This window comes from Mesorhizobium sp. M0408, assembly GCF_040321495.1.
Lineage (GTDB): Bacteria > Pseudomonadota > Alphaproteobacteria > Rhizobiales > Rhizobiaceae > Mesorhizobium.
This window is the reverse complement of the sequence record NZ_JAMYRO010000010.1, coordinates 60,818-83,713: the sequence shown is the minus strand read 5'-3', so window position 1 is coordinate 83,713 and position 22,896 is coordinate 60,818. Positions and strand designations below refer to the sequence as shown.

Below are 22,896 nucleotides of genomic sequence, written 5' to 3'. Positions count from 1 at the left end.
GCGAAGAATATCCTCTCGTCCGGCATCAAAGCAGCTACTGGATCGTCACCTTGGCGAGGCTGAACAGCGAACCTGTCGGCACCGGTTCGAATCCTGCGATATTCTTCTGCTGGGCCGTGTAGCTGTAGGACGTGTAGAGCCAGATCCAGGGCGACATCTCAGTGATGTGCTTCTCGAAGTCGGCGAAGATCGCTTTGCGCGCTGCCGGGTCGGTCTCGGTGCGGCCCTTCTGCATAAGACTGTCCAGCGTGTCGTCGATATAGTTCGCCACCTTCTGCAGATTGCCCGTCTTGGTCCAGTAGCGGTTGTACATAGTGTAGGGATCGGCCCTGCCGCCGTTCAGCGCGACGGCCATGTCGAAATCGCCCTTCAGCCAGGCGTCGACATAGACGTTGAGCTCCATCATCTTGATGTCGAGCTTGACGCCGATTTCTGCGAGTTGCGACTGGATGACCTGGGCTTCCGCCGCTGCCGTCGGCGGCTCGCCGGTGGCGCCGATCACGGTCGCCGAAAAGCCGTCGGCATAGCCGGCTTGGGCCATCAACTGCTTGGCCCTCTCAATGTCGCGCTTATAGCAGAACAACTGCTTCGGATCGGTCGCCAGTGCCGGGATGGTCAGCGGGCCGGTGACCTTGCCTTCGCCGAGCGAGGCGGTGTCCAGCACTTCCTGCCGGTCGATGGCGCAGGAAATCGCCTGACGCACCTTGAGTTCGGTCATCGGCTTGCGGGAGGGATTGAGCTGCAGCACGTGATAGGCAAGCACCGGCACGCGGTTCAACTGCAGGCTGGCTTCCTTGGGCACCAGCGTGGCGACAAGCGGATCGTTGAGCAGGGCAAAATCGATCTGCTTGGTGCGCATCGCCGCCAGAATCGCCGTCTCGTCCGGCAGCACGCTGATATCGATGCCGTCGACGCCGGTCGCGCCGCCTGCCCAGTCCTTGTTGGCGACAAGCACTTCCTTGGAATTCGGATCCCATTTTTCGAGCTTGAACGGACCCGAGCCGATCGTTGTCGTGCCGATCGAGCCGGCCGCGATTTCGCTTGCCGGGACGATCGCCGCGTTGACGTCGCTCATCGCCGTCAGGATCGGCACGTCCGGCTGCGAGAGGTGGAACACGACGGTGGCGGGATCGGGCGTGTCGATGCTGGCGATCGAGAGAAAGTTGGCGCGCGCCGCAGCACCCGTCTTCTCGTCGAGTATGCGCTCGAACGATGCCTTGACGTCGGCCGAGGTCACGGCGGCGCCGTTCTGGAATTTTGCTTTCGGATTGAGCCTGAAGCTCAGCTCCTTGCCGTCCGGCGAGAACTGCCATGAATCGGCAATCGCGGGCGTGATTTGCAGGTTTGCGTCGAGCCGCACCAGCGGTTCGTAGATCAGCTCCAGCAGCCGCAGTGAGGAGAATGCGGTCTGCTTGTGCGGATCAAGCCCGGTGGCGTCCTGCGACCACGCCATATGCAGCGTCGCCGCACTCGCCTGCACCGGTAGCGCGGCGATGGCAACCATTGCCGCGAGCGTCATGCCGGTAAGCAGTTTCTTGCCAATGTGCCGTACCATTGTCGTCTCCCATTATTGTTAAACCAGATGCCTTGCAGTTCCCCGGACCGCTTCAAAGGGACACACGCCCCGGAACATCGGCCCAGTATCCATGCGGTCTTACACCGTCTTTTCGCCTATCGCCTTGCGCAGGAAACCTCCCGCGTTGGCAAGCGCCTTACGTGCTTCTTCGACACCCATGCCGGTGATCGTCACCAGGATTGCCAGTTTTACATCATTGCCGGTCTGGTCGAGTGCCTGTCGTGCCTGCTGTGCCGCGCAGCCGGTCGTCTGCATCACGATCCTAACCGCCCTTGCGACAAGCTTCTTGTTGCTTGGATTGAGGTCAACCATCAGGTTCTGATAGCTCTTGCCGATGCGGATCATGCTGGCGGTAGACAGCATATTGAGCACCAGCTTTTGCGCGGTTCCCGATTTCAGCCGGGTCGAGCCGGTGAGGACCTCCGGGCCAACCACCGGAGAGATGCCAATATCGGCAATGCCGGCAATGGTCGATCGAGGATTGCAGGACAACGCCACGGTGGTGGCTCCCACTTCCTTGGCATAGGTCAGGCCACCGATGACATAAGGTGTGCGTCCGCTGACAGCGATGCCGACCACCACGTCGCCAGCGGTCAGCTTGATGTCCTGCAGCGCCTTTATTCCCTGTTTCGGATCGTCCTCGGCGCCTTCCGCAGAGTGCATCAGCGCGTCGACGCCGCCGGCGATCAGGCCCACCACCATGTCCTCGGGTACGCCGAAGGTCGGCGGACATTCCGAGGCGTCGAGGACGCCGAGCCGGCCGCTGGTGCCAGCCCCCATATAGACAAGGCGTGCACCGTTCTGGAACGCGCTCACGATCCGGTCCACGGCCGCAGCAATATCGGGGATGACCTTCTCGACGGCTGCCGCAACGCCTTTGTCCTCGTCATTGATCTTGCGCAGCACCTCGAGGGTCGGCAACAGATCGATGTCCATGGTTTTCGGGTTCCGGTCCTCGGAAATCAGCCGCTCCAGCTCCGACATCAACCCTTGTTCGACCACTTCGCTTACTTTCAAGTGCGACTGCGAGCAGGACTGTGATGCCCGCGGCAAGCGGCGTCCAGTGCCTGCACCTGGCCGTCGGCTCCGTACCGGCTGCGCCGGTTCTGTTTCGTTAACTTTTTAGAATTCGATATTCCCTCTGTCAACGGAAAGTAGGAATATTATATTCCTTGCCGAGCAAGGCATCACTGGCGGCAGAGGGATTGTCTGGCCAGGATTATGGCTCCCGAAACCGCATCGCCGTCGGCCGGCTTCAGCCGTCGGCGGACGTCGGGAGCGAGCCATGGCTCAAGCGGGCTGGACAACCCACCGAGCAACGTAATCCGCGGCGCGCCTTTTTCGAACAGCACCCGCACGAAGGTGTCGATCTGCTCGGCAGCGCCTTGCACGATCCGCCGACCGGCCGGATCGCCCTGGTCGGCATGGCGGATCACCATCGGCGCCATGGCGGCATAGTCCGTCGCGCTGGCGCGGTCCATCCAGGCCACCGCCTCGAACGGATCGTCCTTGAAGCGCTGCATCACCTCGGCCAGCAGCGCCGTCCGCTCATGCCGGCCGTCATGGGCTCGCAAGGCGAACTGCACTGCCTTCAGTCCGAGATCGGCGCCGCTGCCCTCGTCGGAAATCGGAAAACCGTAGCCGCCGACGCGCAGGTCGCGCCCTTCGACAAAGCCGAGCCCGATCGAACCGGTCCCGGCTATGACGATGGCGCCGTCCTGGCCGGAATGCGCGCCAAGGCAAGCCGCGACGCCGTCGCTGACGAAGTCGATGCTCGCAAAGGGTTGTTCGATGGCATGAAACGCCTCGAGCGCACCCTTACGGCCGATGCCGGCAACACCGATACCCGCGCGGATCCTGGCGATTTCCGCCGCCGCGAACCCTGCCTCTTCGATCGCCGCGCCAAAGGCTTTGGCAATCGAGGCCCAGGCCACCTCTATACCGAGTCGCGTTGTCGCCGGGCCCGACAGGCCTTGCCCGAGCACGGTTCCTGCTTCGTCTTCGATACGCGCCCGGCAGCCGGTTCCGCCGCCATCGACGCCCAGGAAATAATGCGGAGACGCCCCACCGGCACTCATTGCCTTATTCGTTCGATCTGGGCGCCGCACAGCCGGAGCTTGCGGTCCAACTGCTCGTACCCGCGGTCGAGATGATAGACGCGATTGATCGTCGTCTCGCCCTCCGACACCAGCGCTGCCAGCACCAGCGAGACGGAGGCGCGCAAGTCGGTCGCCATCACTTGCGCGCCCTTCAGCTTCTCGCCTCCGCGCACCAGCGCCATGGTGCCTTGCAGCTTGATATTGGCGCCGAGCCGCATCAGTTCAGGCACATGCATGAAGCGGTTCTCGAAGATCGTCTCGCGCAACAGCGAAGCGCCCTCGGCACAGCACATCAACGCCATGAACTGCGCCTGGAGATCGGTCGGAAAGCCCGGATAGGGCTCCGTCGTCACGTCGACCGCCTTGAGCGGCCCGTCTCTCGATACGATCAGCCCGCGGTCGCCCGGCCATATTTTCACACCGGCTGCTTCGAGCAGCTGGACGACGGATGCCATGTGCTCGAGCCGCGCGTGGGTCAGCTCGAGCTGACCGCCGGTGATGGCCGCTGCGACGGCATAGGTGCCGGCCTCTATCCGGTCCGGGATGATGTCGTGCGTGGCGGCGCGCCAGTCTGTGCTGCCCCCGATCAGGATGCGGTGCGTGCCGGCGCCCTCGATCCGCGCGCCCATGGCGTTCAGGCAGGCGGCAAGATCGGCCACCTCCGGCTCGCGGGCCGCGTTGAGGATCTCGGTCTCGCCGTTTGCCGTCGTCGCCGCCATCATCGCCGTTTCGGTCGCGCCGACCGATGGCGAGCTCAAAATGATGCGCGCGCCTTTCAGTCTGCCCGGCGCAGACGCGACGATCAGTCCGTTTTCGATCGCGATATCGGCGCCAAGTGCGGCAAGTGCGGCGACATGCATGTCGACCGGCCGTGCGCCGATCGCGCAGCCGCCAGGCAGCGAGACCCGGGCATGGCCGAAGCGGGCAAGCAGTGGACCGAGAACCAGCACCGTCGCGCGCATGCGCCTGACGGTATCGTAGCTTGTCTCCCTGGAAGCGGCAGCACTGGTATCGATTGTGGCGGCATGCGCCGATCTGGTGACTTCGGCCCCATGAAGGCCGACGACGCCAAGCATGTTGTCGACATCCGTCACCTCAGGCAGGTTGGTCAGCTGCAGCGGATAGGGGCTGAGCAACGCCGCCGCTATTTGCGGCAAGGCCGCGTTCTTGGCGCCGGAGATCGTCACCGCGCCCTCAAGCCTGTGCCCGCCGACGATCCGCAATTTGTCCATGGCTCTGACCTAATCCCGAGCTGTCGGCGTGTCTACGATCTTTCATGTCCGAATCGTCGACATGCCCGAAGGCTGGGCCGCAACCGCACCAGTCGAGATTTGATGGTTCATTCTTGGCTGTCAATCAGAGACGGAATAATTTATTCCTTGGCTTGGCATTGTCGATGACAGGCAATGGAGGAACGCATGTCCGTCCTGAAGAAGATCGAGGCCAAGCTCGAAGTCATGGCGCCCGGCGACCGCGAGATCGGTCGGTATATCGTCGATAATCCCGACCAGATGCTCCGCCTGTCGACGGCGGCGCTTGCCGCCGAGATCGGCCGGAGCCAGTCGAGCGTCGTCAAGTTCAGCCAGAAGCTCGGCTATTCCAGCTATCAGGAGCTTAAGCTCGCCGTCAGTGAGGCCAAGTCGCAGGAATGGCACGTGCCGGCCGGCATGATCCACGGTTCGATCGAGGTCGACGACAGCTATCTGGTCATCTTGCGCAAGCTGATCGGCAGCAAGCTCTTGTCGATGCAACAGACCGTCGCGGCCAACACCGAGCAGGAAATCGGCAAGGCCCTCGAAGCGTTGAACGGTGCGTGCCGCATTCATTTGGCCGGCGTCGGCGCATCCTCGCTGGTGGCGCGCGATTTTTCCTACAAGCTGATGAAGCTCGGCCGCAACGTGCTGCACGACAGCGACAGCCATGTGCAAATGGCCAATGTCTCGACGCTTGGACGAGGTGACGTGCTGTTCGCGCTCTCCTATTCCGGGGCGAGCATCGAAACCCTGCGGATAGCTGAACTTGCCCGCAAACGTGGCACCACCGTTATCGCCGTCACCGGACTTCGCGACAATCCGCTGAGCCGGGTTGCCGACATTCGCCTCCACACGATCGCCGATGAAGAGCGCGCGCGCTCGTCATCGATAACTGCGCGTGATGCACAACTGACGCTGACCGACCTGCTGTTCATCCTGCTCGTGCAGAAGCAGCCTGACGCCAACGAATACGTCCACAACAGCGAATTGGCCGTCTCGGTGCTGAAGGCTTAGCGCTCTTCGCCGTCTCGCGTTAAGGCCTCAGTTCCTCCCTGGCGCTGCACGCCGACAAGAGCAACTTTCGTCCTCCTTGGTGAAATAGCTTTCTTCAATGTGCTCACCCGCTTTCTTCGTCCGGCTGGCAGAGAGTCGCGGGAGCGCCGATTGGTCAAATGCCGCCGGTCGAAACAAATGTTGACAATGTCATCTGTTGTTGCGAAAGCGTTCAGCCTCGAATTTGACGGCCGGGTGAGACAATGGACGACCTTGGAGCACAGGAACAAGCGGTTCTCGACCTCATTGCGGCGAACCCATTCGCCGGCCAGCAGGACATAGCAACGGTGCTCGGCATCGCCCGCTCGACGGTCGCGGCTCACATCGTGCAACTCGTCAACAAGGGATACATTCTCGGCCGTGGTTACGTCTTGCCGACGTCCAAGCGCATGGTCTGCGTCGGCGGCGCGGTGCTCGACCGCAAATACCACGCCAAGAAGGATCTGATTTTCGAGACGTCGAACCCGGTCGACGGCTATCGCAGCTTCGGCGGGGTTGCCCGCAACGTCGCCGAAAACCTTGCCCGCCTCGGCGTCGACATAAGCTTCGTCTCGATCGTCGGCGACGATGAAACCGGCCGCTCAATGGTGCGGCATCTGCGCGACCTCGGCGCCGATGTCAGCCAGGTCATCACCACCGCGGAACGGCCGACGGCGGAATACGCGGCCATCCTCGACCGCAACAACGACCTCGTGCTCGGCATTGCCGACATGGAGATCTTCGATCTGTTTTCGTCGTCCTATCTCGACCGCTTCTGGCCGCATCTGGCTTCGGCGACATGGGTGTTCATCGACTGCAATCTGCCGGCTGCGACCCTCGCAGCACTGATCTCGCGCAAGCAGGCCGCGCGCTTCAAGCTCGCCGTCGACGCGGTCTCGTCGCCGAAATCAGCGCGCCTGCCGAAGGACCTGACGGGCATCGATCTTCTATTCACCAATCATGACGAGGCCAATATGATGCTCGGCATGACGGATGCCGACAAGCGGCTGACGCCGGAGGAAGCAGCGGCAGCGCTGCGCGCGGCCGGCGCCGGAGAGGTGATCGTGACCGTAGGCGCGCATGGATTTGCCGTTGCGACCGAGAGCGGTGTGACGAACATGCACTCCGTCCCGGCCCAGCCCGTCGACATCACCGGCGCCGGTGACGCGATGATCGCCGGCACTCTGTACAAGGTGCTTTCGGGTGAGCCGGTCGCTCATGCCGTGCGCACCGGCGCACTGCTTGCCACACTGACCACCGAGAGCGAATCCAGCGTCCATCCCGATCTGTCGCCGCGCTTCCTTGCCGCCGGCATGTACCGCATTCCTGCCTGAAAGCGAGATGATATGAAACCTTTCCTTGTCCACCTGAACGATGAAGTCGCTGCTGCGCTTGATGAAGGCCGCGCGGTGGTGGCATTGGAATCGACGATTATCACCCACGGCATGCCATATCCGGCCAATCTGGAAACTGCCCGTGGTGTCGAGACCGTAGTGCGTGAAAACGGCGCCGTGCCCGCCACGATCGCAGTGGTCGCCGGCAAGATCAAGGTTGGCCTCGACGACCGTGAACTGGAAGAGCTGGCAGCGGCAAAGGGCGTGGTCAAGGCTTCCGGGCGCGATCTCGCCGCCATCATGGTGCGCGGCGGCTCGGCCGGAACCACCGTCTCGGCGACGATGCGGATCGCCGCTTTAGCCGGGATCGGCATTTTTGCGACCGGCGGTGTCGGCGGCGTGCATCGCGGCGCCGAAGCCACTTTCGATATCTCCGCCGACCTGACCGAACTCGGCCAAACCGGCACGACCGTCGTCTGCGCCGGAGTTAAGTCGATCCTCGATATTGCGAAGACGCTGGAATATCTGGAAACTCAGCGCGTGCCGGTGATCGCCTATGGGAGCGATGATTTTCCGGCTTTCTACACCCGCTCCAGCGGGCTCAAGGCCGATCATCGCCTCGACACGCCCGACGAGATCGCGCGAGCCATGCTGCTGCATGACGAGATGGAATCCGGCACCGGCATTCTCGTCGCCAACCCTATCCCCGAAGCGGACGCGCTCGATCCGGCGTTCATCGACGGCACGATCGCAGCGGCCGTGGCTGAGGCCGAGAAGCGCGGCATCGGGCGCAAGGAACTAACGCCATTTCTGCTCGCACGCATCAATGAGCTTTCGCAAGGCCGCAGCCTGAAGGCCAACATCGCGCTGGTCCGCAACAACGCCGCGCTTGCTGCCCGCATTGCGGTTGCGCATGCGGAATTGAAGAGCGCGACCAGATAGAGACAGTATCCGGCCAGCGCTACCGGCCTTCGATTTCAGCCCGGCGCCAGGTCGAAGATGCGCCCGGCATTGAGGATGTTGTTCGGGTCGAAGGCTGCTTTCAGGCGGCGCATGGCCGCGATCTCGGCGTCGCTGCGCACAAGGTGCAGCCATTCCTTCTTGTCGAGGCCGATGCCATGTTCGGCCGAAACGCCACCACCGGCGGTGGCAACACCGCGGTACACGATGCCGTATGCGGCCGCCGGATCCGCGGTGCGGACCTGATAATGCAGATTGCCATCGCCGAGATGGCCGAAGACGTAGATGTCGGCGCCAGGGTCGACGGCCCTGATGGCGGCTTCTGTTTCGCCCAGGAAAGTCGCCATTCTCGCCAGTGGGATGCTGATATCGACGCCGATCAGGCCTGCCATCGAAAACAGGAAACGGTTGGCCTCTTCTCGCACCGCCCAGAGCGCCCGGAATTCGCGCGGCGATTGCGAGACGACCACGTCGTCGATCACGCCATCTTCAACCGCCTGCATCAGCACCGCGGCAAAACGTTCGCCGTCGCGGTCGGGCTCGCTGCCCTGTATCTCGGCAAGCACATAGACGGGCGAGCCGGCGGGCAGCGGCGCCGGCGCCTCCATGCCGGCGATCATGGCGCCATAGAGCGGTGCGAAATTCACCTCATAGGCCGACAGCAAGGGCCCGAGCTTCCGCCTGAGCAGCGCAAGCAACGTGATCGCCGCGTCGAGCGAAGCAAGCGCGCAGAAGGCGTTGATCTCGGTGGCCGGCTTCGGATGCAGCCGCAGGCATGCGCGTGTGACCACGCCGAGCGTGCCTTCGCTGCCGATGAACAATTGGCTGAGATCGTAGCCGGAGTTGTCCTTCGCCAAACCCTTGAGCGAGGTCAGAATACTGCCGTCGGCAAGCACCGCTTCCAGCCCAAGCACCTGCGCCCGGTACATGCCGTAGCGCAGCACACGGATGCCGCCGGCATTGGTGGCGACATTGCCACCGACGGTGGCCGTGCCGCGCGCTCCGATGTCGACGCCGAACAGCAAGCCGGCCGCATCGGCGGCTTCCTGCACCGCTTGCAGCGGCGCGCCGGCCTCGGCGATGATGGTCGCCGCCTCGCGGTCGAGAGCTTCAACGGAAGTCATGCGCTCCAGCGACAGCACAGCTTCGCCGGGTTGGATGCGAGCGCCGCTGGCAAGCCCGGTCCGGCCCCCCTGGACCACAAGCCTCTGCCCCGCCTCATTGCACAGGCGCAGTATGTCCGACACCTCGCCGGCAGTGCGCGGTCGCAGCACGACCTCCGGCCGCGCACCGGTCTTGCCGTCGGGGTCTTCCCTGTAACGCGGCCCGGCCTCATCTGCCGAGACGATCGCCGACCGATCCAGCCGACCCTCAAGTCGCGACAGAAGTTCGGCGGTTCGCGAGGAGAGGGCGCTCACGGATGCTATTGGCGCGCAGATATCGATGCAACGCACGCGAAGACCGCTGAGGATTGCAGGAGCGGCTTGACGCGAATTTCGCTGGAAAGAAAACGTGCGGAAAACCCGCCAAAAATGCAGTCGGTTGCTGTCGCCATGCACCGCTCCTGTAACAGGTCGACCATAGGCGCGGACCGCGTTTTGTCAAACTGTGGCAGTTGGTGATGGGTGGCTCGACGCCTGCGTTTCGGCGCGGACCACCTTGATGTCGGCGCCTGCCGCCCATGCTCCGATATCGTCGCGGCGTAAGGCCGCAGCCATCATGTCCGGAAACAGATCCGGCGTGCAGGCGAAGACGGGAATACCAAGGGCTGCTACCGAGCCTGCCATTGTTGGATCGTAGCCGGGCCGGCCTTGATCGGTCAGCGCCAGAAGCACGACGACATTTACGCCGGATCGAACCAGCGCTGCCAGTCGCCGCAGCAGTTCCTGGCCATTACCGCCTTCATAGAGATCGGTGATCAGCACCAGATGCGACTTGGTGGGCCGTTCGATACGGTCGGCGCAATAGGCGACCGCCTGATTGATGTCGGTGCCGCCGCCAAGCTGCACGCCGAACAGCACCTCGACGGGATCGCTGAGCTCTTCGGTCAGGTCGACGATCACCGTATCGAAGCAGACAAGCTTGGTGCGCACAACCGGCAGCGAGGCCATCACAGCCGCGAAGATCGAGGCGTAGACCACCGAGCTTGCCATCGAGCCGGACTGGTCGACGCAGAGAACGACCTCATCCAGATCGACAAGCCGGCGCTGCTTGCGCATGAAGCCGACCAGTTTCTCCGGCACGATGGTCCTATGCTCGGGTTGATAGTGGCGAAGGTTCGCCGAAATAGTGCGCTGCCAGTCGATATCGCGTGCACGCGGGCGGTTGGTGCGTCTCGATCGATCGAGAGCGCCGCGTATCGCCTCGGCGGTCTTCTGCTCCAGCTTCTGCATCAGCTTGCCGACGATATCGGCAATGATCGTCCGGGCAATGTCCTTGGTCTTGGCCGGCATGACCGAGCGCAGCGAAATCAGGTCGGCGACGAGATTGACGTCCGCCTCGATCGCCTTGAGGAATTCCGGTTCCATCAGCATCTGCTTCAGGTCCAGCCGTTCGAAGGCGTCCTTCTGGACGATCTGGACGACCTGCGCCGGAAAGAAGGAGCGGATGTCGCTCATCCATTGTGCAACGCGCGGCGCCGACCGGCCAAGGCCGCCACGCCGCTTGCGTGGGTCGGCAGAAGCGGCGCTAATGCCGTCGCCGTAGAGAGCGTCGAGTGCCGCCGAAAGCCGTTTGTCGTCGCTGGAAAGTGCCCCAGACGTTTCGTCATCGGCGCCGATCGCCAGTCGCCAGCGGCGCTCCCTTCCGCCATCGGCAGTGAGCGGGCCGGGTTCGTTCATTTCGGCCTCGTCATCCATTGCCGGTTTCTCCGTTGAGCAATGGTCCAAGCAGCCCCAGGTGCTGGCGCCATGCCTCGCCGCCATCCGGCGTCGGCGTCAGGCCAGCCGGCAAGCGCGCGGCGCGGCCGAGGACCGCTTCGATCAGCCGGCGGCGTTCCATGCGATCCAGATTGGAAAAGACGCGGCGCAGCAACGGCAGGTGCGCGATGAAAGCATCTTCGTCCAGGGATCTGAGCCACCCATCGACCGCACCGCGCAGACCCTCGTCATAAATCAGCCGTTGACCGGCTGTGCTGAAGAAGCCTTCGAAGAACCCGGCCGCGTCAGTGACAGGCGTCCCCGGTGACAGGCGTCGCCCGAGCAGCCCGGCAGCGGCTTCGGCGGACAGGCGACCAGCTTCATACAGCAGGTGTGCGGCGCACCCGGCCAGCAGCGCCGTCGACCGTGACGCCTCCAGTACGGCCGCCAGCCCGTTGCGCCATCCGTCCAGCACGTCTTGGCCGGGTTCGACCAGCCTGATCGCCTCATCGGCCTTGCGCATCGCACCAACCAGTGTCGCGGCGGCCTGCTCATCCAGATCGCGCGCAGCGTAGGGAAGCGCGATCGCACCTTCGACGATCAGCCGCTCCATGAGGCCGGACAGCCGGTCCGTTTGCGTTTTGCGGGCCTCGCCGTAGCGGACAATGTCGGCGAGCGGCGGCACCGACGCCAGGATCTCCAGGCATTCACTGCTGCGCGCCGCGCGTGCCTCCAACGCCGTGAGGCCGGCAGTCGATGCTTCCGACAGGCCTGCAGTGATGGCGCTCTGGACCAGTGCCGCAAGCGTATCGAGCGTCGCCGCCGTTTCGATCATCTGGATCAGGCGGCCATTGGCAGCCTTTTCGATGGTCGGCCCGTAGATCAGGTTCTCGACCAGACGAACGGCATATTCCGGTTCCCACGCTAGGGTCCACCGCTCGCGGAAGGTGCCACGGCTGCGACCGGCATCGGTCAGTCTGCCCCAATGCACACCAAGCACGTGCAGCCGATGCAGCAATGTCGAGCGAAACAGCCCGCTCTCGCTTCGCAGGTCGACCGACAGTTCCCGCTCCAGCGCCTCGGGTTTTAGGCGCGCCGCCTTTTGGCTACGCTGCAGATCCTCGATCAGTGGCGCCAGCGGTGTGTCGGGCGGAATTTCGCCGACGTCCGAACCCAGAAGCAGCTCGGCCTCGACCAGCCCCCACAGCAACGCTTCGCCGTTGAAGAGGGCGGCGATCGCGGCGTCGCGCAATTCCTCAAATCCGGGTTTCGGTCGTTCGCGAATCGCGGCTAGCGTCCGGGCGAGCCGCTCCGCTTCGATCAACGAAGCGGTCGAGATCAGGTGACCCTTCGCCCGCAGCACGGCGGCGATCGTCGCAAGCCACAGGGTCGCCGCATCGCGCCGGCCGCGCGTGCGCCAGAGATGCTTGCACCAGCCCGGTGCGACGACGCCCGCGCCATAGCCGTATCCCCGCGCCAGGCGCGGTCCCGTCCACGGTGCCCATGTCATTGTGCTCTTGCGCCGGGCAATTCCCTTGATCAGGACCTGATCGTTTTTCTGAGTGTGGGTGGCCTGCAGCGCCGGCACATGCCATGCCCCGCAGACGACGGCGATCGGCCCGTCGAACTGCTTACGCGCCTTGGCGATTTCGAGCCGCATATGCGCCTCGCGCTTGGCTTCGAACTGCGCGATCGGACCCTCACCATTCCGCAGTGTCGTCATCGCATCGGCGATGGCCGCAAATATGGGGCCGGGTTCCGGGTTCTGTTCAATGATGTCCGACCACCAGCTTTCGCCGTCCTCATAACCGGCGGCGTGTGCCAGCATGGCTATCGGATCACGCGGAAGCGGAGCCGCGTCACCATCCTCGGGGGCTTGGGTAGCTTCGGTCGCATCGGTGTCCTCCGCGCCACCGATCGCAGCAGTGGTGAACCGTGCCGATGACGGCAGGTCGATAAACTGCAACGTCGCCTTATTGCCCACAGCCCAAAGCGCCGCCTGGTATTCGGGCGAGAACTCGGCAAAAGGCCAGAAGCTTGTCGAAGCCGGATCGTCCTCCGGATAGCAAAGGAGCGCCACAGGCGGCTGCATTTCGGGGCGGGCCAGCATGGGCAGAAGCTCAGAGGCGTCGATCGGCCCCTCGATCAGCACGGCGACCGGGTTCAAATCCTTCAGTGCCTGCACCAGGCTGTCGGCGGAACCCGGCCCGTGATGGCGTATCCCGAAATAGGCAATGTCGCCGTGGCCCATGGCGTCAGATCGCTGCGTTCAGCGCCGCGTAATAGCCGGCATAGTCGGCCCGCTTCTTGAGCACGGTTTCCAGATATTCCTCCAGCACCACCTTGTCCTGTACCGGATCCTTCACGATCGCGCCGACAAGGCTGGCGGCGAGACCTTCGGCGCCGAGCTTGCCACTGTCGAACCACGCCGCCTGGCTGAGCCCGCCAACCATCGTGGCGATCGCTTCTGCGGTCGACAGCGAGCCGGAAGGCGTCTTCAGCGTCACCTTGCCGTCGGCAGTCGCGCCGGAGCGCAATTCGCGGAAAATGGTCAGCACACGGGCGATCTCCTCGCCGACATTTTTCGGCACCGGCAGGTCGAGTCCGCCAGCCATCTCGTCGACCCGTTTGGAGACGATCGCCACCTCTTCGGCCATGTCTTCCGGCAATGGCAGCACCACGACATTGAAGCGACGCTTGAGCGCCGAGGAGAGCTCGTTGACACCTTTGTCGCGGTTGTTTGCCGTGGCGATAATGTTGAAGCCGCGCTGGGCGTAGATCGAGGTGTTCAATTCCGGGATAGGCATCATCTTTTCGGAAAGCACGGTGATCAGCGTGTCCTGCACGTCTGAGCCCATGCGGGTCAGTTCCTCCAGCCGGCAGAGCTTGCCGTTCTGCATGGCTCGGTAGAGCGGCGTCGGCACCAACGCTTCCTGGCTCGGGCCCTTTGCCAGTAGCTGCGCATAGTTCCAGCCATAGCGGATCTGGTTCTCGTCGGTGCCGGCCGTGCACTGCACGATCAGCGTCGAGTCGCCCATGATGGCGGCGGCAAGATGTTCAGACACCCAGGACTTGGCGGTTCCGGGAACGCCGAGCAGCAAGAGTGCACGGTCGGTGGCGAGCGTCGCTACCGCGGTTTCCATCAACCGGCGGCGACCGACATATTTTGGCGTTACCAAGGTGCCGTCACCGGCCTTCCCGCCTAGCAAATAGGTCAGCACAGCCTGTGGCGACAGGCTCCAGCCGGCAGGCCTCTGCCGGTCGTCATCGCGCGCCAGCGCCTGCAATTCCGAAGCGTAGGCCTGCTCGACCGGGAGGCGGATGGCTGCGTTCATTTTGCTGTTCTCCGGATTGGTCATGTGTTGCTTCCAGGCCCCGCCAGTGATGCATTGAGACGTAGAAGCCCGAGTGAAGGAGCCGCGGGCGGCACGCCCGCCGCGACCATGTCGTCGATCAATTTCGCTGCCGTGGTCGCGGTGGCAAGGAAGCCGATCGTCTCCAGTACATCGTCGAGACCCCGCCGCGCGGCGTCGTCTTTTCCGCCGGCGGCGGAACGCAGTGCGGCGAGCGCCTGTCCATTCGTCAGGTCGTCCCATTCCAGCCAGTCGACATCGATGCCTTCCGCCAGGTTGATCATGCCAAGATAAGTTGTCTCCTTGAGGATCAGCCTGATGAGGACACGCTTTCTGCGGCTGTCCAGGCGCGGCATGAGGTGAAGCACGAACAGCGCCGGTTTGCCGCCTTCGGCGATAAGCGTATCCGCCATCTGCGTAAGGGCGGCTTCGCTCCCTGAGGCGGCGACCATTCGTGCGATCAGGATGTCGGCTTTATTGTCGGCACCAAATTGCCAGCCTCCTATGAATTCGGCTTCCGTAGTGTTGAACCGTTCGGTAACGTCGACGAGGTTGCATATCTCGAACAGTTCGGCGCGGCGTTGCTCCTGCACTTGGGATTTTAGTTTTGCTGGAGTGTAGATCGTCCGGCGGCGGATGAAGCCCGATCTGCCTTCAGTGATAAAGGCGGCGAGTTCGGCTACGGGATCGTCCGGTCCACCGTCGCTCGGGCGAACGTGCTCTCCTAATCTTGCCAGCAGCCGGCCAGCCAGTTCGCGCACCTTGCCGGACCTGTCGGCGGAAAGGCTTTTCAGGAAAGGCACGTCCTCGGCACTCAGGCCGAAGCGCATAAGCTCGACCAGCGCAAGCCTGACTTCCGCCGGTTCGCCCGACGCCTTGGCTTCGATCAACATTCGAGCCGATGTCGGGTCGGTACGGCGCATATCGGCAAGGACCAAGCGTCGCGCGGCGGGATAGAACTCATCCCAGTTTTCCGCAGTCAGTTTCTCTTGTGGGGCAAGCCTTTCCCCGTTCATGCTTGCTTGCCAGTCTACCCATGGTGCGTAGACGTCCGGGCTGTTCTGATCCGAGGGCATCCAGTCCATGGGATGGAGCACAAAGCCGCGGCTGGCGACGAGCGCCGCCACGCGTGCCTTTCGCCTCGCGTCGGCGGCGTGCTTCAGAGCGGCTCTCAACAACGGCCGAAATCGTGCCGGCAGAATGGGCAGGGCAAGTCTGGGCAGCGGCGGACGACGCTTGAGTGTCGTCGGCGCGGCCGGCCGCAGCGCGACGTCGAGCGCTTGTGCTGCGATTGCCAGGAGCCGGCGCTCCTGTTCGTCGGGACTTGCACCGCCGGCGATTGCCTTCCATCCGGCCGGAGCCAGATCGAACGTAGCACCGCCGGTGATCCAGCAATCGCGCATTGCCGCCAGGCCTGTTTGCTCGCTTTCGTTCACGCCAGATCAAGCCTCCCGAACTCGCTTTGCGCCGCCAGAAGCTCAAGCCGGGCGCCGTTCCAGAGCGCTGCCGTGGCTGCAAGGTCGAGGCCGAGCAAGGTTTGATCTACCGCGCCGGCGATCGGCAAGGCGATCCCCTGCGGTTCATCCTCCGCCTGCCACCATGCCGTGCCCCGATCGTCGAGCAGGATAGCACCGGGCGGCAGCATGAGGGGACAATCGGCGATCCAGGGCGCGGCGTCCTGATGGGAAGCATGCGTGGCGAGCGGATCCTTCGCGGTGCCAAAAGCAAAATCGGGCCACGCGCCGGGCACAACCTCCCCCATGCGCTCCACCACGAGGGCGCGGAGCGGCAGGCGTGATGGATAAAACACCAGTCGGGCATTGAAACGGTCGCCTGGTGCAAAAGCGTTGGACCGGCGCCCGGCCGAAGCCGGGAAAAAGTCGAGCAGCACGGCAAATTGCGGGGTGGCGCTTTTCAAATCGAGCAGCCAGGTCGAATGGCTGACCAGACCATCGCGGCGGCTCTCGATCTTCTCGCCGAGAACTTCCCAGAGGCTTTCAACCTGTCTTGCATCCGGACTGCTGAGAACCTGTTCGCGGGGTTCCGACGTTGATACGAGGCGCTTCAGCTCGGGGTCGTCGGGCTCCGACCGCCACGCCTTGGCCAGCAGCACGAGCTTGCCGAGCTCGCGGATTGCCGCATCAGACCGTTCCTCGCTGCGCAGCGCCATCAGCCGCGACGGAATCTCGTCGATACGGCCGGCGAGCGCGGCTGCCTTCATATCGACCAGCCGCGCAGCAATCCGCCGGCAACGGTCGCTGCTGGCGTCGACAAACCCGGACAGACCGAGCCGTAACTGGTCGGCAATCCACTGGTCAAGCTCATCGAGCCCAGCCGACACTGCTTCTCGTGTGCTTTCCGCCCGCTTGCGCTGCGCCGCCTCGCGACGCTCCAGCGCCGCGATGTCTTCAATGGCGGTGCTCTCGTCGGCTTGTGAGGCTTCGCCGATGCGCTTGGCTTCCGCACCGGGTACCGGTTGCGCCGGCTGTGGCGTTGTCTTCCTGCGTCGGCCAAGCCAGTCATTCACCCATTCCGGCGTGGTATTGGCAGCGGCAAAACTGGCTGGCGCGGTGGCGGCAATCCACATCAGGGCCAGAGTGTGCTTGCATGGGAATTTGCGCGAAGGGCAGGTGCATTTGTAGCCGTGATCACCCGTGTCGACCACCACTCGATAAGGATTGGAGCCGGAGCCCTGGCATTCGCCCCAGATGAGCGCCTGCTGCTCATGCTTTTCGAGCCGCGGCCAGTTCGTTCGTTTGGTGAGCTTGGAGGCGGCGCTCAGCGACGCCTGATCGGGAGCAAGCGCCTCAATGGTTTTCAGATCGAATTCCAAGCCGCGCTTCTCCCCGCCCCGACGCAGTATAGATAGCGGTTTGTGAAGAATTACTATAGCTCTGGCATGGTGAAGATTGGCATGCCTTGGCCCTGTTTTGATGGGCCGGGACATGCCTCAGACGCAAATGGGGTCGACTGTTATTCGGCAGACAGAACGGGCTTTGGTAGCCGGCGGCCTAGGCGGAAGCGTTCAGGCTCTGCCCTTCAGGAACTCGATCACCATTGCCGCGGTCCAGGTGAAGCGATTGCCGCCGAGCGGCTCGCCGCTGAGGGGATCGTAATATTCGGCAAAACCGCTCTCGGCGATCAGCTCGAGACTGGATTGCGTGATCCGTTGTGCGATTTGGCTGTGGCCGGCGGCGGCAAGGCCGTCGGCGATCATGTAGTTGACCACCAGCCAGACCGGGCCGCGCCAGTAGCGCTTTGGGTCGAAGCGCCCATCCTCAGGATCGTGCGACGGGACGATGTAACGCGCTTTGCCGGCGATGCGCTCGATCGTTGCAGCGATGGTCGCTGCCCGGCTTTCCGGGATGGCCGAAAATACCGACAGAATGCCGCCGACCGACGCGCTGTCAACATGCTTTCCGGCCACTCGGTCGAAACAAATGTACTGGCCATGCGCGTCGCTCCACAGCCGTTCCATTGCCGAAAGCCCCTTTTCGGCACGGGCGCGATTGGCTTCTGCGATTTCGGTTTCGCCAAGTGCCTCGGCGAGATCGGCAAGGTCGGCGGCGGAACGGATCAGGATGGCGTTGAAGCCGGGATCGACGACCTGGAATGGCGAGGCATCGTGCAGCCGGGCATTATCCCAGCCAAGCCCGCGGAAATGCTGCAACAGCCAGACATAGCGGTCATACTGTGCCTTGGTTGGACGATGCGCCGGATCGGCGTGCAGGATGTCGCGGCGGGTGTAGGGCTCGACGCCTTCGGTCGGCACGCGCTCGAACGCCTCGTCCCAGTCGATCGAGTTGTCGCGGCCGGACTCCCATGGGTGGATTATGGCGACCAGCCCTTCGCCGTCCGGGTCGCGATTTTCGTAGAACCAGCGGTGCCAGGCATCGATTTTCGGCAACAGCGCGCGGGCGCGATCGGCCGCCAGGGCCTTGTCCTTGGCCTGGTCGAACAAGCGGCGCACGGCAAAGCCGGCGACCGCCGGCTGGGTGATGCCGGAGGTGGCAGTCGGGCGGTTGGTTCGCCAGACCTCCGGCCCGGGGAAATAGCCGTCGCTCCAGACATGGAAGACGATGTGCGGCACCATGCCGTCTGGCCATTGGTGGGCGAACAGCGTGTCGATCTCGGTCCAGGCGCGCGCCTCGTCATAGTGGGCAAGGCCGAGCGCGGTCAGGCAGGAATCCCAGTTCCACTGAAACGGGTAGAGCCCCTTGGTCGGTATGGTATAGGTGCCTTGGTCATTTTCCCTGAGCACCTCGACGGCGCGGGCGATGGTTTCGTCGACAGCAAGAGATATCATCGGGGCGTTCGTACTTTCAGAATCGAAGGGGATCAAAGGGCGTTGGTGGTTTCGGGATCGAACCAGCGGACGCGATCGGGTTTGGGCGAAAGCCGCAAGTGATCGCCGACGGCGACCGTGGCATTCGATTCGAGGATGGCGCGGAACAGGCCGCCCTCGACGTCGCAGGTGACCAGCGTGTGCGGTCCGAGCGGCTCGACAACGCGCACGGTGGCGTTAATACCTTCGTTGCCGGCGTCCACATCCTCGGGGCGAATGGCGAATTCTATCGTCTGCTTGTCCGATTTGGGGCCGGGCAGCGTCAGCCCGGCGACGGTCCAACTGCCGTCGGCCGTCTTCGTCGCCGGGATGAAATTCATCGGCGGGTTGCCGATGAAGGAGCCGACGAAGCGGGCCGCCGGATTGCGGTAGACCTCTACCGGCGAGGCGGCCTGGACGATACGGCCCTGATGCATGACGGCGATGCGGTCGGCGAGGCTCATCGCCTCGACCTGGTCGTGGGTAACGTAGATGGTGGTGGTCTTGGACGCCGCGAGCACACCTTTGAGCTCGGCGCGCATTTCGAGCCGCAGCAGCGCGTCTAGGTTGGACAGCGGCTCGTCCATCAAGATCACGTCAGGCTCCATCGCCAGGGCCCGGGCCACAGCCACGCGTTGGCGCTGACCGCCGGAAAGCTGGCCCGAATAGCGCTTCAAAAGCTGTTCGATATGCATGAGCTCGGCGGTGCGGTTGACGCGCCCGTCGACCTCCTGCTGCGGCAGCTTCTTCATGCGCAGGCCGAAGGCGATATTCTCGAATACCGTCAGGTGCGGAAACACGGCGTAATTCTGGAACACCATAGCGATGCCGCGTTCGCGCGGCGGCAGATGGTCGACGCGACGGCCGCCGATCCAGACCTCGCCCTGGCTTGGCGTTTCCAGCCCGGCGACGATCCTCAGCAGCGTGGTCTTGCCGCAACCCGAGGCGCCAAGCAGCACCATGAATTCCTGGTCGGCGATGGTCAGGTCGATCGAATGCAGCGCTGTGAAGCCGCCGAAACGTTTTGCCACCTGCTTGATGACGATCTCAGCCATCGGCGTTCTCTTTTGTGCGCGTCATCGGTTGGCGATCCCCCACATGGCGAACAGATATTTGCGAACGGCGAAGATGAAGATCAGCGCCGGAATGACCAGTGCCGCGCCACCGGCAAATTTGAGGTAGAGCGGCGATTCGCCGAGGCTCTGCAACAGGAAGGCAGTCAGCGTCCGGTTCTCTATGGTGAGCACTGCGGCAGCAAACACCTCGTTCCAGGAGATGGTGAAGGCAAACACCGCCGACGCCGCGATGCCCGGCAGCGCCAGCGGCAGAATGACTTTTCGGAATGCCTGCAATCTCGTGCAGCCGAGCGTCCAGGCCGCCTCCTCCAGCTCGACGGGAATGCCGGAGAACAGCGAGAAGGTGATCAGCACCGCAAACGGCAGCGCCAGCGTGGTGTGGACCAGCGCCAGCCCGATCGCGGTGTCGTCGAGGCCGGTGCGGATGAACATCACCGCCAGCGGCAGCGCCAGCAGCGGCAGCGGGAAGGCGCGGGTCATCAGCACAAGGAAACGGAACGTTTCCTTGCCCGGGAATTCGAAGCGCGACAGCGCGTAGCCCGCGGGTGCGCCGAAGCCGATCGAGAGGAGCATCGTCAGCGTGGCGACGAGAACGGAGTTCCACAGCGCCTTGGCGACGCCGGCGAAATTGATGAAGAAAGAAAGGCTGCCGAAATCGAATGACGGGAAGAAGCGCTTGGGAAAGGCGGTCACCTCTTCCGGCGACGACAGCGCGTTGACGATCAACAGATAGATCGGCAGCAGCACCCAGACGCAAAGCAGGATGACCGTTGCGACCAGCAACCAGTTGCCGGCTTTGCGGGCCTCAGGCGCGGCGATCGAGAGCTCCGCGACAGTGCTCATATGCGAGTCTCCTTCGGCACACGCAGCACCCGCAGGAAGAACAGCGTGAAGCCGATCGAGATGGCGAGGATGAACAGCGCCATGGCGGCGGCGACATTGTGGTCCTGCAGCGTGAACTGCCAATTGTAGGTCTCGCCCATCAGCACCGGCAGATTGGTGCCGCCGAGTGCTGCAACCACGGCAAAGACCTCAAAGGCAAGGATGACGCGCAGGATGATCGAGGTCTGCAGGCTTGGGCGCAGCAGAGGCAGCGTGATCTTGATGAAGCGCTTCCACGGGCTAGCGCCAAAGACCTCCGCCGCCTCGTAGTATTCCCGGGGGATCAGCCCCATGCCGGCGACCAGAATGACCATCATGATGGCGGTCGCGCGCCAGATCTCAGCCAGCGCCACGGCGATGAAGATCGTCAGCTTGCTCTGGTAGCCGAGGAACATAACCGGCCTGTCGATGACGCCGAGATTGGAGAGCAAGGTGTTCAGGAAGCCGGACTGGTCGAAGATGGCGAGCCAGATCAGCCCGGCGGCGAGATCGGAGATGCCGAGCGGAATAGCGAAGATGTAAAGCGCAGCGCTGCGCCCGGTTTCAAGCCGCGACACCACCGTTGCCATCAGCAGCGCCATCACCAGTTGGATCGGCACGACGATGGCGCTCAGCAGCAGCGTATTGCGGACAGTGACCGGAAACTTCCAGCTGCCCGCCATGGTGCGGAAATTGTCGAGCGTAAAGCCGCCGTCGCGGGTGAACGCCTCGAAGGCGACCAACACGAACGGGTAGAGGAAAAAGACACAGAGGAACAGCGTCGCCGGCGTCAGCAGCAGATAGGGCAGGGCCTTGCTGTGCATGGAGCGCTCTCTATTCGAAGCTTCAAAAGGGGTGGGCGCCCGGCGCGCTGGAAATCCGGACGCCCGGGAGGATTCTTAATCGACCGGGCAGGCGCCTTGCGAGGGCTTGTCGGGCGCCCAGCATGGCGCCTTCGCCTGGTCGATGATCGCCTTCAGCGCCGTCGCCTGTTCGTCGAGCACGCCGTGCACATCGTCGCCGCCGAGCACGATGCGCTCGAAGCTGTCGGTGTAGACCTGGTTGAACTTGCCGCCGAGGCCGCCAAGTCCCATCGGCAGCAGCGCCGGCAACGCATCGGGAGCTCCGGTCATGGTGGCGATCACTGGGCTGAAGGCCTTCACCGAGGCCGGCATGTCGTCGGGCAGCTTGACGTCGACGATGGGGAAGAAGTTTGTCGCCTTCACCGTCGCGATCTGGGTTTCCGGTTTCAGCATATAGGCGACCAGCGCCTTGGCCTTGTCCATGTCAGGCGAGGTCTTCGGGATAGCGACACCGGCCACCACCGGCATGTAGCCGCGGCCTGCCGGGCCAGCCGGCGCCGGGAAGGCGACAAACTCGTCGGGTTTCTGGTTGAAGGCGTCGGCGAGGCGCGCCACGTGATCGAATGCCACCCAGACTTCGCCGGTCAGCAGCGGCTCCTGCATGAAGGCATAGTTGGTCGAATTCGGGTTGGTGTATTGCCACAATTCCTTGAACTTATTCCACGCCGTCTCGGCCTCCGCCGAGCGGAATTTCGTCACCATCGAGCCGGTATACGATGGAAGGAGAAAACCCTCGAAGAAACGGTGCTTCAGCCCTTTCGGGCCGGCCGGAAAACCGAATTTGGGCGAACCGGTCTTTTCAGCGATGTTTTTCGCCCACTTGATCAGTTGGTCATAAGTGATGGTGTTGAGATCGGTGCCGGCCGGCAGATATTGCAGCGCCTGTTTGTTGGCCGCCATCAGAAAGGTGGCCTGCATCCATGGCAGGTACTTCTGCTCGCCGGTGCCGAGCATGCCGAGCTTCTTGTAGGTCTCGTTGACCTTGACGCCACCGAGATCGACGCCAGAGAGATCGACAAGGTTCGCGCCGACGGTGGAGAAGTCTCCGTGCAGGCCGCCGAGCACGCCTATGGTGCCGGAGCCGGCCTGCAGTTCGGCCTGAAGGCGGGTGAGCCAGGGCCCGTCCTCGGCGACCTGATAGTCGACCTGGCCGTCAAACCCCTTCAGCACTTCGCTGCGCATCTTCTGTGTCTCTTCCACTGGTCGCGCCTGTGTCGACCAGAACAACACCTGCTGGGCTTGTGCTGCGCCGGCAGCAAGCGACAACGCCAGCACCGCACCTGCCAATGTCCTCAACGCATTCATCG

Annotated in this window: 18 protein-coding genes; 3 read left to right on the top strand and 15 right to left on the bottom strand. The window is 63.4% G+C overall.

What is annotated here, in order from left to right:
- Positions 1–34: 34 nt before the first annotated feature.
- The 4 genes from NKI67_RS13975 to murA all read right to left on the bottom strand — a co-directional run bounded on the left by NKI67_RS13975 (position 35) and on the right by murA (position 4,907).
- On the bottom strand, positions 35–1,555 hold the full coding sequence (locus tag NKI67_RS13975; RefSeq protein WP_352645642.1) for an ABC transporter substrate-binding protein: 1,521 nt from the start codon (positions 1,553–1,555) through the stop codon (positions 35–37).
- Between the two features lie 99 nt (positions 1,556–1,654).
- Positions 1,655–2,578 carry an N-acetylmuramic acid 6-phosphate etherase gene (gene murQ / locus NKI67_RS13970; protein ID WP_023676046.1) on the bottom strand — a complete coding sequence of 308 codons (924 nt, stop codon included), beginning with the start codon at positions 2,576–2,578 and terminating at the stop codon, positions 1,655–1,657.
- 185 nt (positions 2,579–2,763) lie between these two features.
- Positions 2,764–3,654, bottom strand: coding sequence for a glucosamine kinase nucleotide-binding domain-containing protein (locus NKI67_RS13965; protein ID WP_023676045.1), 891 nt, complete (start codon positions 3,652–3,654; stop codon positions 2,764–2,766).
- Positions 3,651–4,907 carry a UDP-N-acetylglucosamine 1-carboxyvinyltransferase gene (gene murA, locus NKI67_RS13960; RefSeq protein WP_023676044.1) on the bottom strand — a complete coding sequence of 419 codons (1,257 nt, stop codon included), beginning with the start codon at positions 4,905–4,907 and terminating at the stop codon, positions 3,651–3,653. The genes NKI67_RS13965 and murA overlap by 4 nt, the downstream gene beginning before the upstream one ends.
- A 186-nt stretch (positions 4,908–5,093) precedes the next feature.
- On the opposite strand from murA, the gene NKI67_RS13955 reads away from it, so the two are divergent.
- The 3 genes from NKI67_RS13955 to NKI67_RS13945 all read left to right on the top strand — a co-directional run bounded on the left by NKI67_RS13955 (position 5,094) and on the right by NKI67_RS13945 (position 8,236).
- Positions 5,094–5,942: a MurR/RpiR family transcriptional regulator gene (locus tag NKI67_RS13955; protein WP_023676043.1), complete on the top strand. Its 849-nt coding sequence runs from the start codon at positions 5,094–5,096 to the stop codon at positions 5,940–5,942.
- Between the two features lie 242 nt (positions 5,943–6,184).
- On the top strand, positions 6,185–7,294 hold the full coding sequence (locus NKI67_RS13950) for a carbohydrate kinase (protein ID WP_023676042.1): 1,110 nt from the start codon (positions 6,185–6,187) through the stop codon (positions 7,292–7,294).
- A 12-nt stretch (positions 7,295–7,306) separates the two neighbouring features.
- Positions 7,307–8,236, top strand: coding sequence for a pseudouridine-5'-phosphate glycosidase (locus NKI67_RS13945; protein WP_023676041.1), 930 nt, complete (start codon positions 7,307–7,309; stop codon positions 8,234–8,236).
- Between the two features lie 35 nt (positions 8,237–8,271).
- On the opposite strand, the gene NKI67_RS13940 is transcribed toward NKI67_RS13945, so the two are convergent.
- From NKI67_RS13940 to NKI67_RS13890, 11 genes are all read right to left on the bottom strand, one after another.
- Positions 8,272–9,672 (bottom strand): FAD-binding oxidoreductase, encoded by a 1,401-nt coding sequence (locus NKI67_RS13940; protein ID WP_023676040.1) that lies wholly within the window; start codon positions 9,670–9,672, stop codon positions 8,272–8,274.
- Between the two features lie 183 nt (positions 9,673–9,855).
- Positions 9,856–11,112, bottom strand: a complete 1,257-nt coding sequence (locus NKI67_RS13935; protein ID WP_023676039.1) for a VWA domain-containing protein — start codon at positions 11,110–11,112, stop codon at positions 9,856–9,858.
- On the bottom strand, positions 11,105–13,363 hold the full coding sequence (locus NKI67_RS13930) for a DUF5682 family protein (RefSeq protein ID WP_023676038.1): 2,259 nt from the start codon (positions 13,361–13,363) through the stop codon (positions 11,105–11,107). The genes NKI67_RS13935 and NKI67_RS13930 overlap by 8 nt, the downstream gene beginning before the upstream one ends.
- Before the next feature lie 4 nt (positions 13,364–13,367).
- A complete protein-coding gene (locus NKI67_RS13925) occupies positions 13,368–14,447 on the bottom strand; it encodes an ATP-binding protein (RefSeq protein ID WP_023676037.1) in 1,080 nt (359 codons plus the stop codon).
- Positions 14,448–14,467: 20 nt separating this feature from the next.
- Entirely contained in the window at positions 14,468–15,592 is a 1,125-nt protein-coding gene (locus NKI67_RS13920; protein ID WP_245274672.1) for a DUF5691 domain-containing protein, read from the bottom strand.
- 305 nt (positions 15,593–15,897) lie between these two features.
- A complete protein-coding gene (locus NKI67_RS13915) occupies positions 15,898–17,298 on the bottom strand; it encodes an SWIM zinc finger family protein (protein ID WP_023676035.1) in 1,401 nt (466 codons plus the stop codon).
- Between the two features lie 192 nt (positions 17,299–17,490).
- Positions 17,491–18,771 (bottom strand): amylo-alpha-1,6-glucosidase, encoded by a 1,281-nt coding sequence (locus tag NKI67_RS13910; RefSeq protein ID WP_023676034.1) that lies wholly within the window; start codon positions 18,769–18,771, stop codon positions 17,491–17,493.
- A 32-nt stretch (positions 18,772–18,803) separates the two neighbouring features.
- Complete coding sequence (locus NKI67_RS13905) at positions 18,804–19,844, bottom strand: ABC transporter ATP-binding protein (RefSeq protein ID WP_023676033.1); 1,041 nt, start codon at positions 19,842–19,844, stop codon at positions 18,804–18,806.
- A 21-nt stretch (positions 19,845–19,865) separates the two neighbouring features.
- Complete coding sequence (locus NKI67_RS13900; protein WP_023676032.1) at positions 19,866–20,708, bottom strand: carbohydrate ABC transporter permease; 843 nt, start codon at positions 20,706–20,708, stop codon at positions 19,866–19,868.
- A complete protein-coding gene (locus NKI67_RS13895) occupies positions 20,705–21,550 on the bottom strand; it encodes a carbohydrate ABC transporter permease (RefSeq protein WP_023676031.1) in 846 nt (281 codons plus the stop codon). The genes NKI67_RS13900 and NKI67_RS13895 overlap by 4 nt, the downstream gene beginning before the upstream one ends.
- 75 nt (positions 21,551–21,625) lie before the next feature.
- Positions 21,626–22,894, bottom strand: a complete 1,269-nt coding sequence (locus tag NKI67_RS13890; protein ID WP_023676030.1) for an ABC transporter substrate-binding protein — start codon at positions 22,892–22,894, stop codon at positions 21,626–21,628.
- Between the last annotated feature and the right edge of the window lie 2 nt (positions 22,895–22,896).

Coding starts and splice junctions, on each gene's coding strand:
- NKI67_RS13975 (WP_352645642.1), bottom strand. CDS start 1,555: ATGGTACGGCACATTGGCAAGAAACTGCTTACCGGCATGACGCTCGCG.
- NKI67_RS13965 (WP_023676045.1), bottom strand. CDS start 3,654: ATGAGTGCCGGTGGGGCGTCTCCGCATTATTTCCTGGGCGTCGATGGC.
- murA (WP_023676044.1), bottom strand. CDS start 4,907: ATGGACAAATTGCGGATCGTCGGCGGGCACAGGCTTGAGGGCGCGGTG.
- NKI67_RS13955 (WP_023676043.1), top strand. CDS start 5,094: ATGTCCGTCCTGAAGAAGATCGAGGCCAAGCTCGAAGTCATGGCGCCC.
- NKI67_RS13950 (WP_023676042.1), top strand. CDS start 6,185: ATGGACGACCTTGGAGCACAGGAACAAGCGGTTCTCGACCTCATTGCG.
- NKI67_RS13945 (WP_023676041.1), top strand. CDS start 7,307: ATGAAACCTTTCCTTGTCCACCTGAACGATGAAGTCGCTGCTGCGCTT.
- NKI67_RS13935 (WP_023676039.1), bottom strand. CDS start 11,112: ATGGATGACGAGGCCGAAATGAACGAACCCGGCCCGCTCACTGCCGAT.
- NKI67_RS13930 (WP_023676038.1), bottom strand. CDS start 13,363: ATGGGCCACGGCGACATTGCCTATTTCGGGATACGCCATCACGGGCCG.
- NKI67_RS13925 (WP_023676037.1), bottom strand. CDS start 14,447: ATGAACGCAGCCATCCGCCTCCCGGTCGAGCAGGCCTACGCTTCGGAA.
- NKI67_RS13910 (WP_023676034.1), bottom strand. CDS start 18,771: ATGATATCTCTTGCTGTCGACGAAACCATCGCCCGCGCCGTCGAGGTG.
- NKI67_RS13905 (WP_023676033.1), bottom strand. CDS start 19,844: ATGGCTGAGATCGTCATCAAGCAGGTGGCAAAACGTTTCGGCGGCTTC.
- NKI67_RS13900 (WP_023676032.1), bottom strand. CDS start 20,708: ATGAGCACTGTCGCGGAGCTCTCGATCGCCGCGCCTGAGGCCCGCAAA.
- NKI67_RS13895 (WP_023676031.1), bottom strand. CDS start 21,550: ATGCACAGCAAGGCCCTGCCCTATCTGCTGCTGACGCCGGCGACGCTG.
- NKI67_RS13890 (WP_023676030.1), bottom strand. CDS start 22,894: ATGAATGCGTTGAGGACATTGGCAGGTGCGGTGCTGGCGTTGTCGCTT.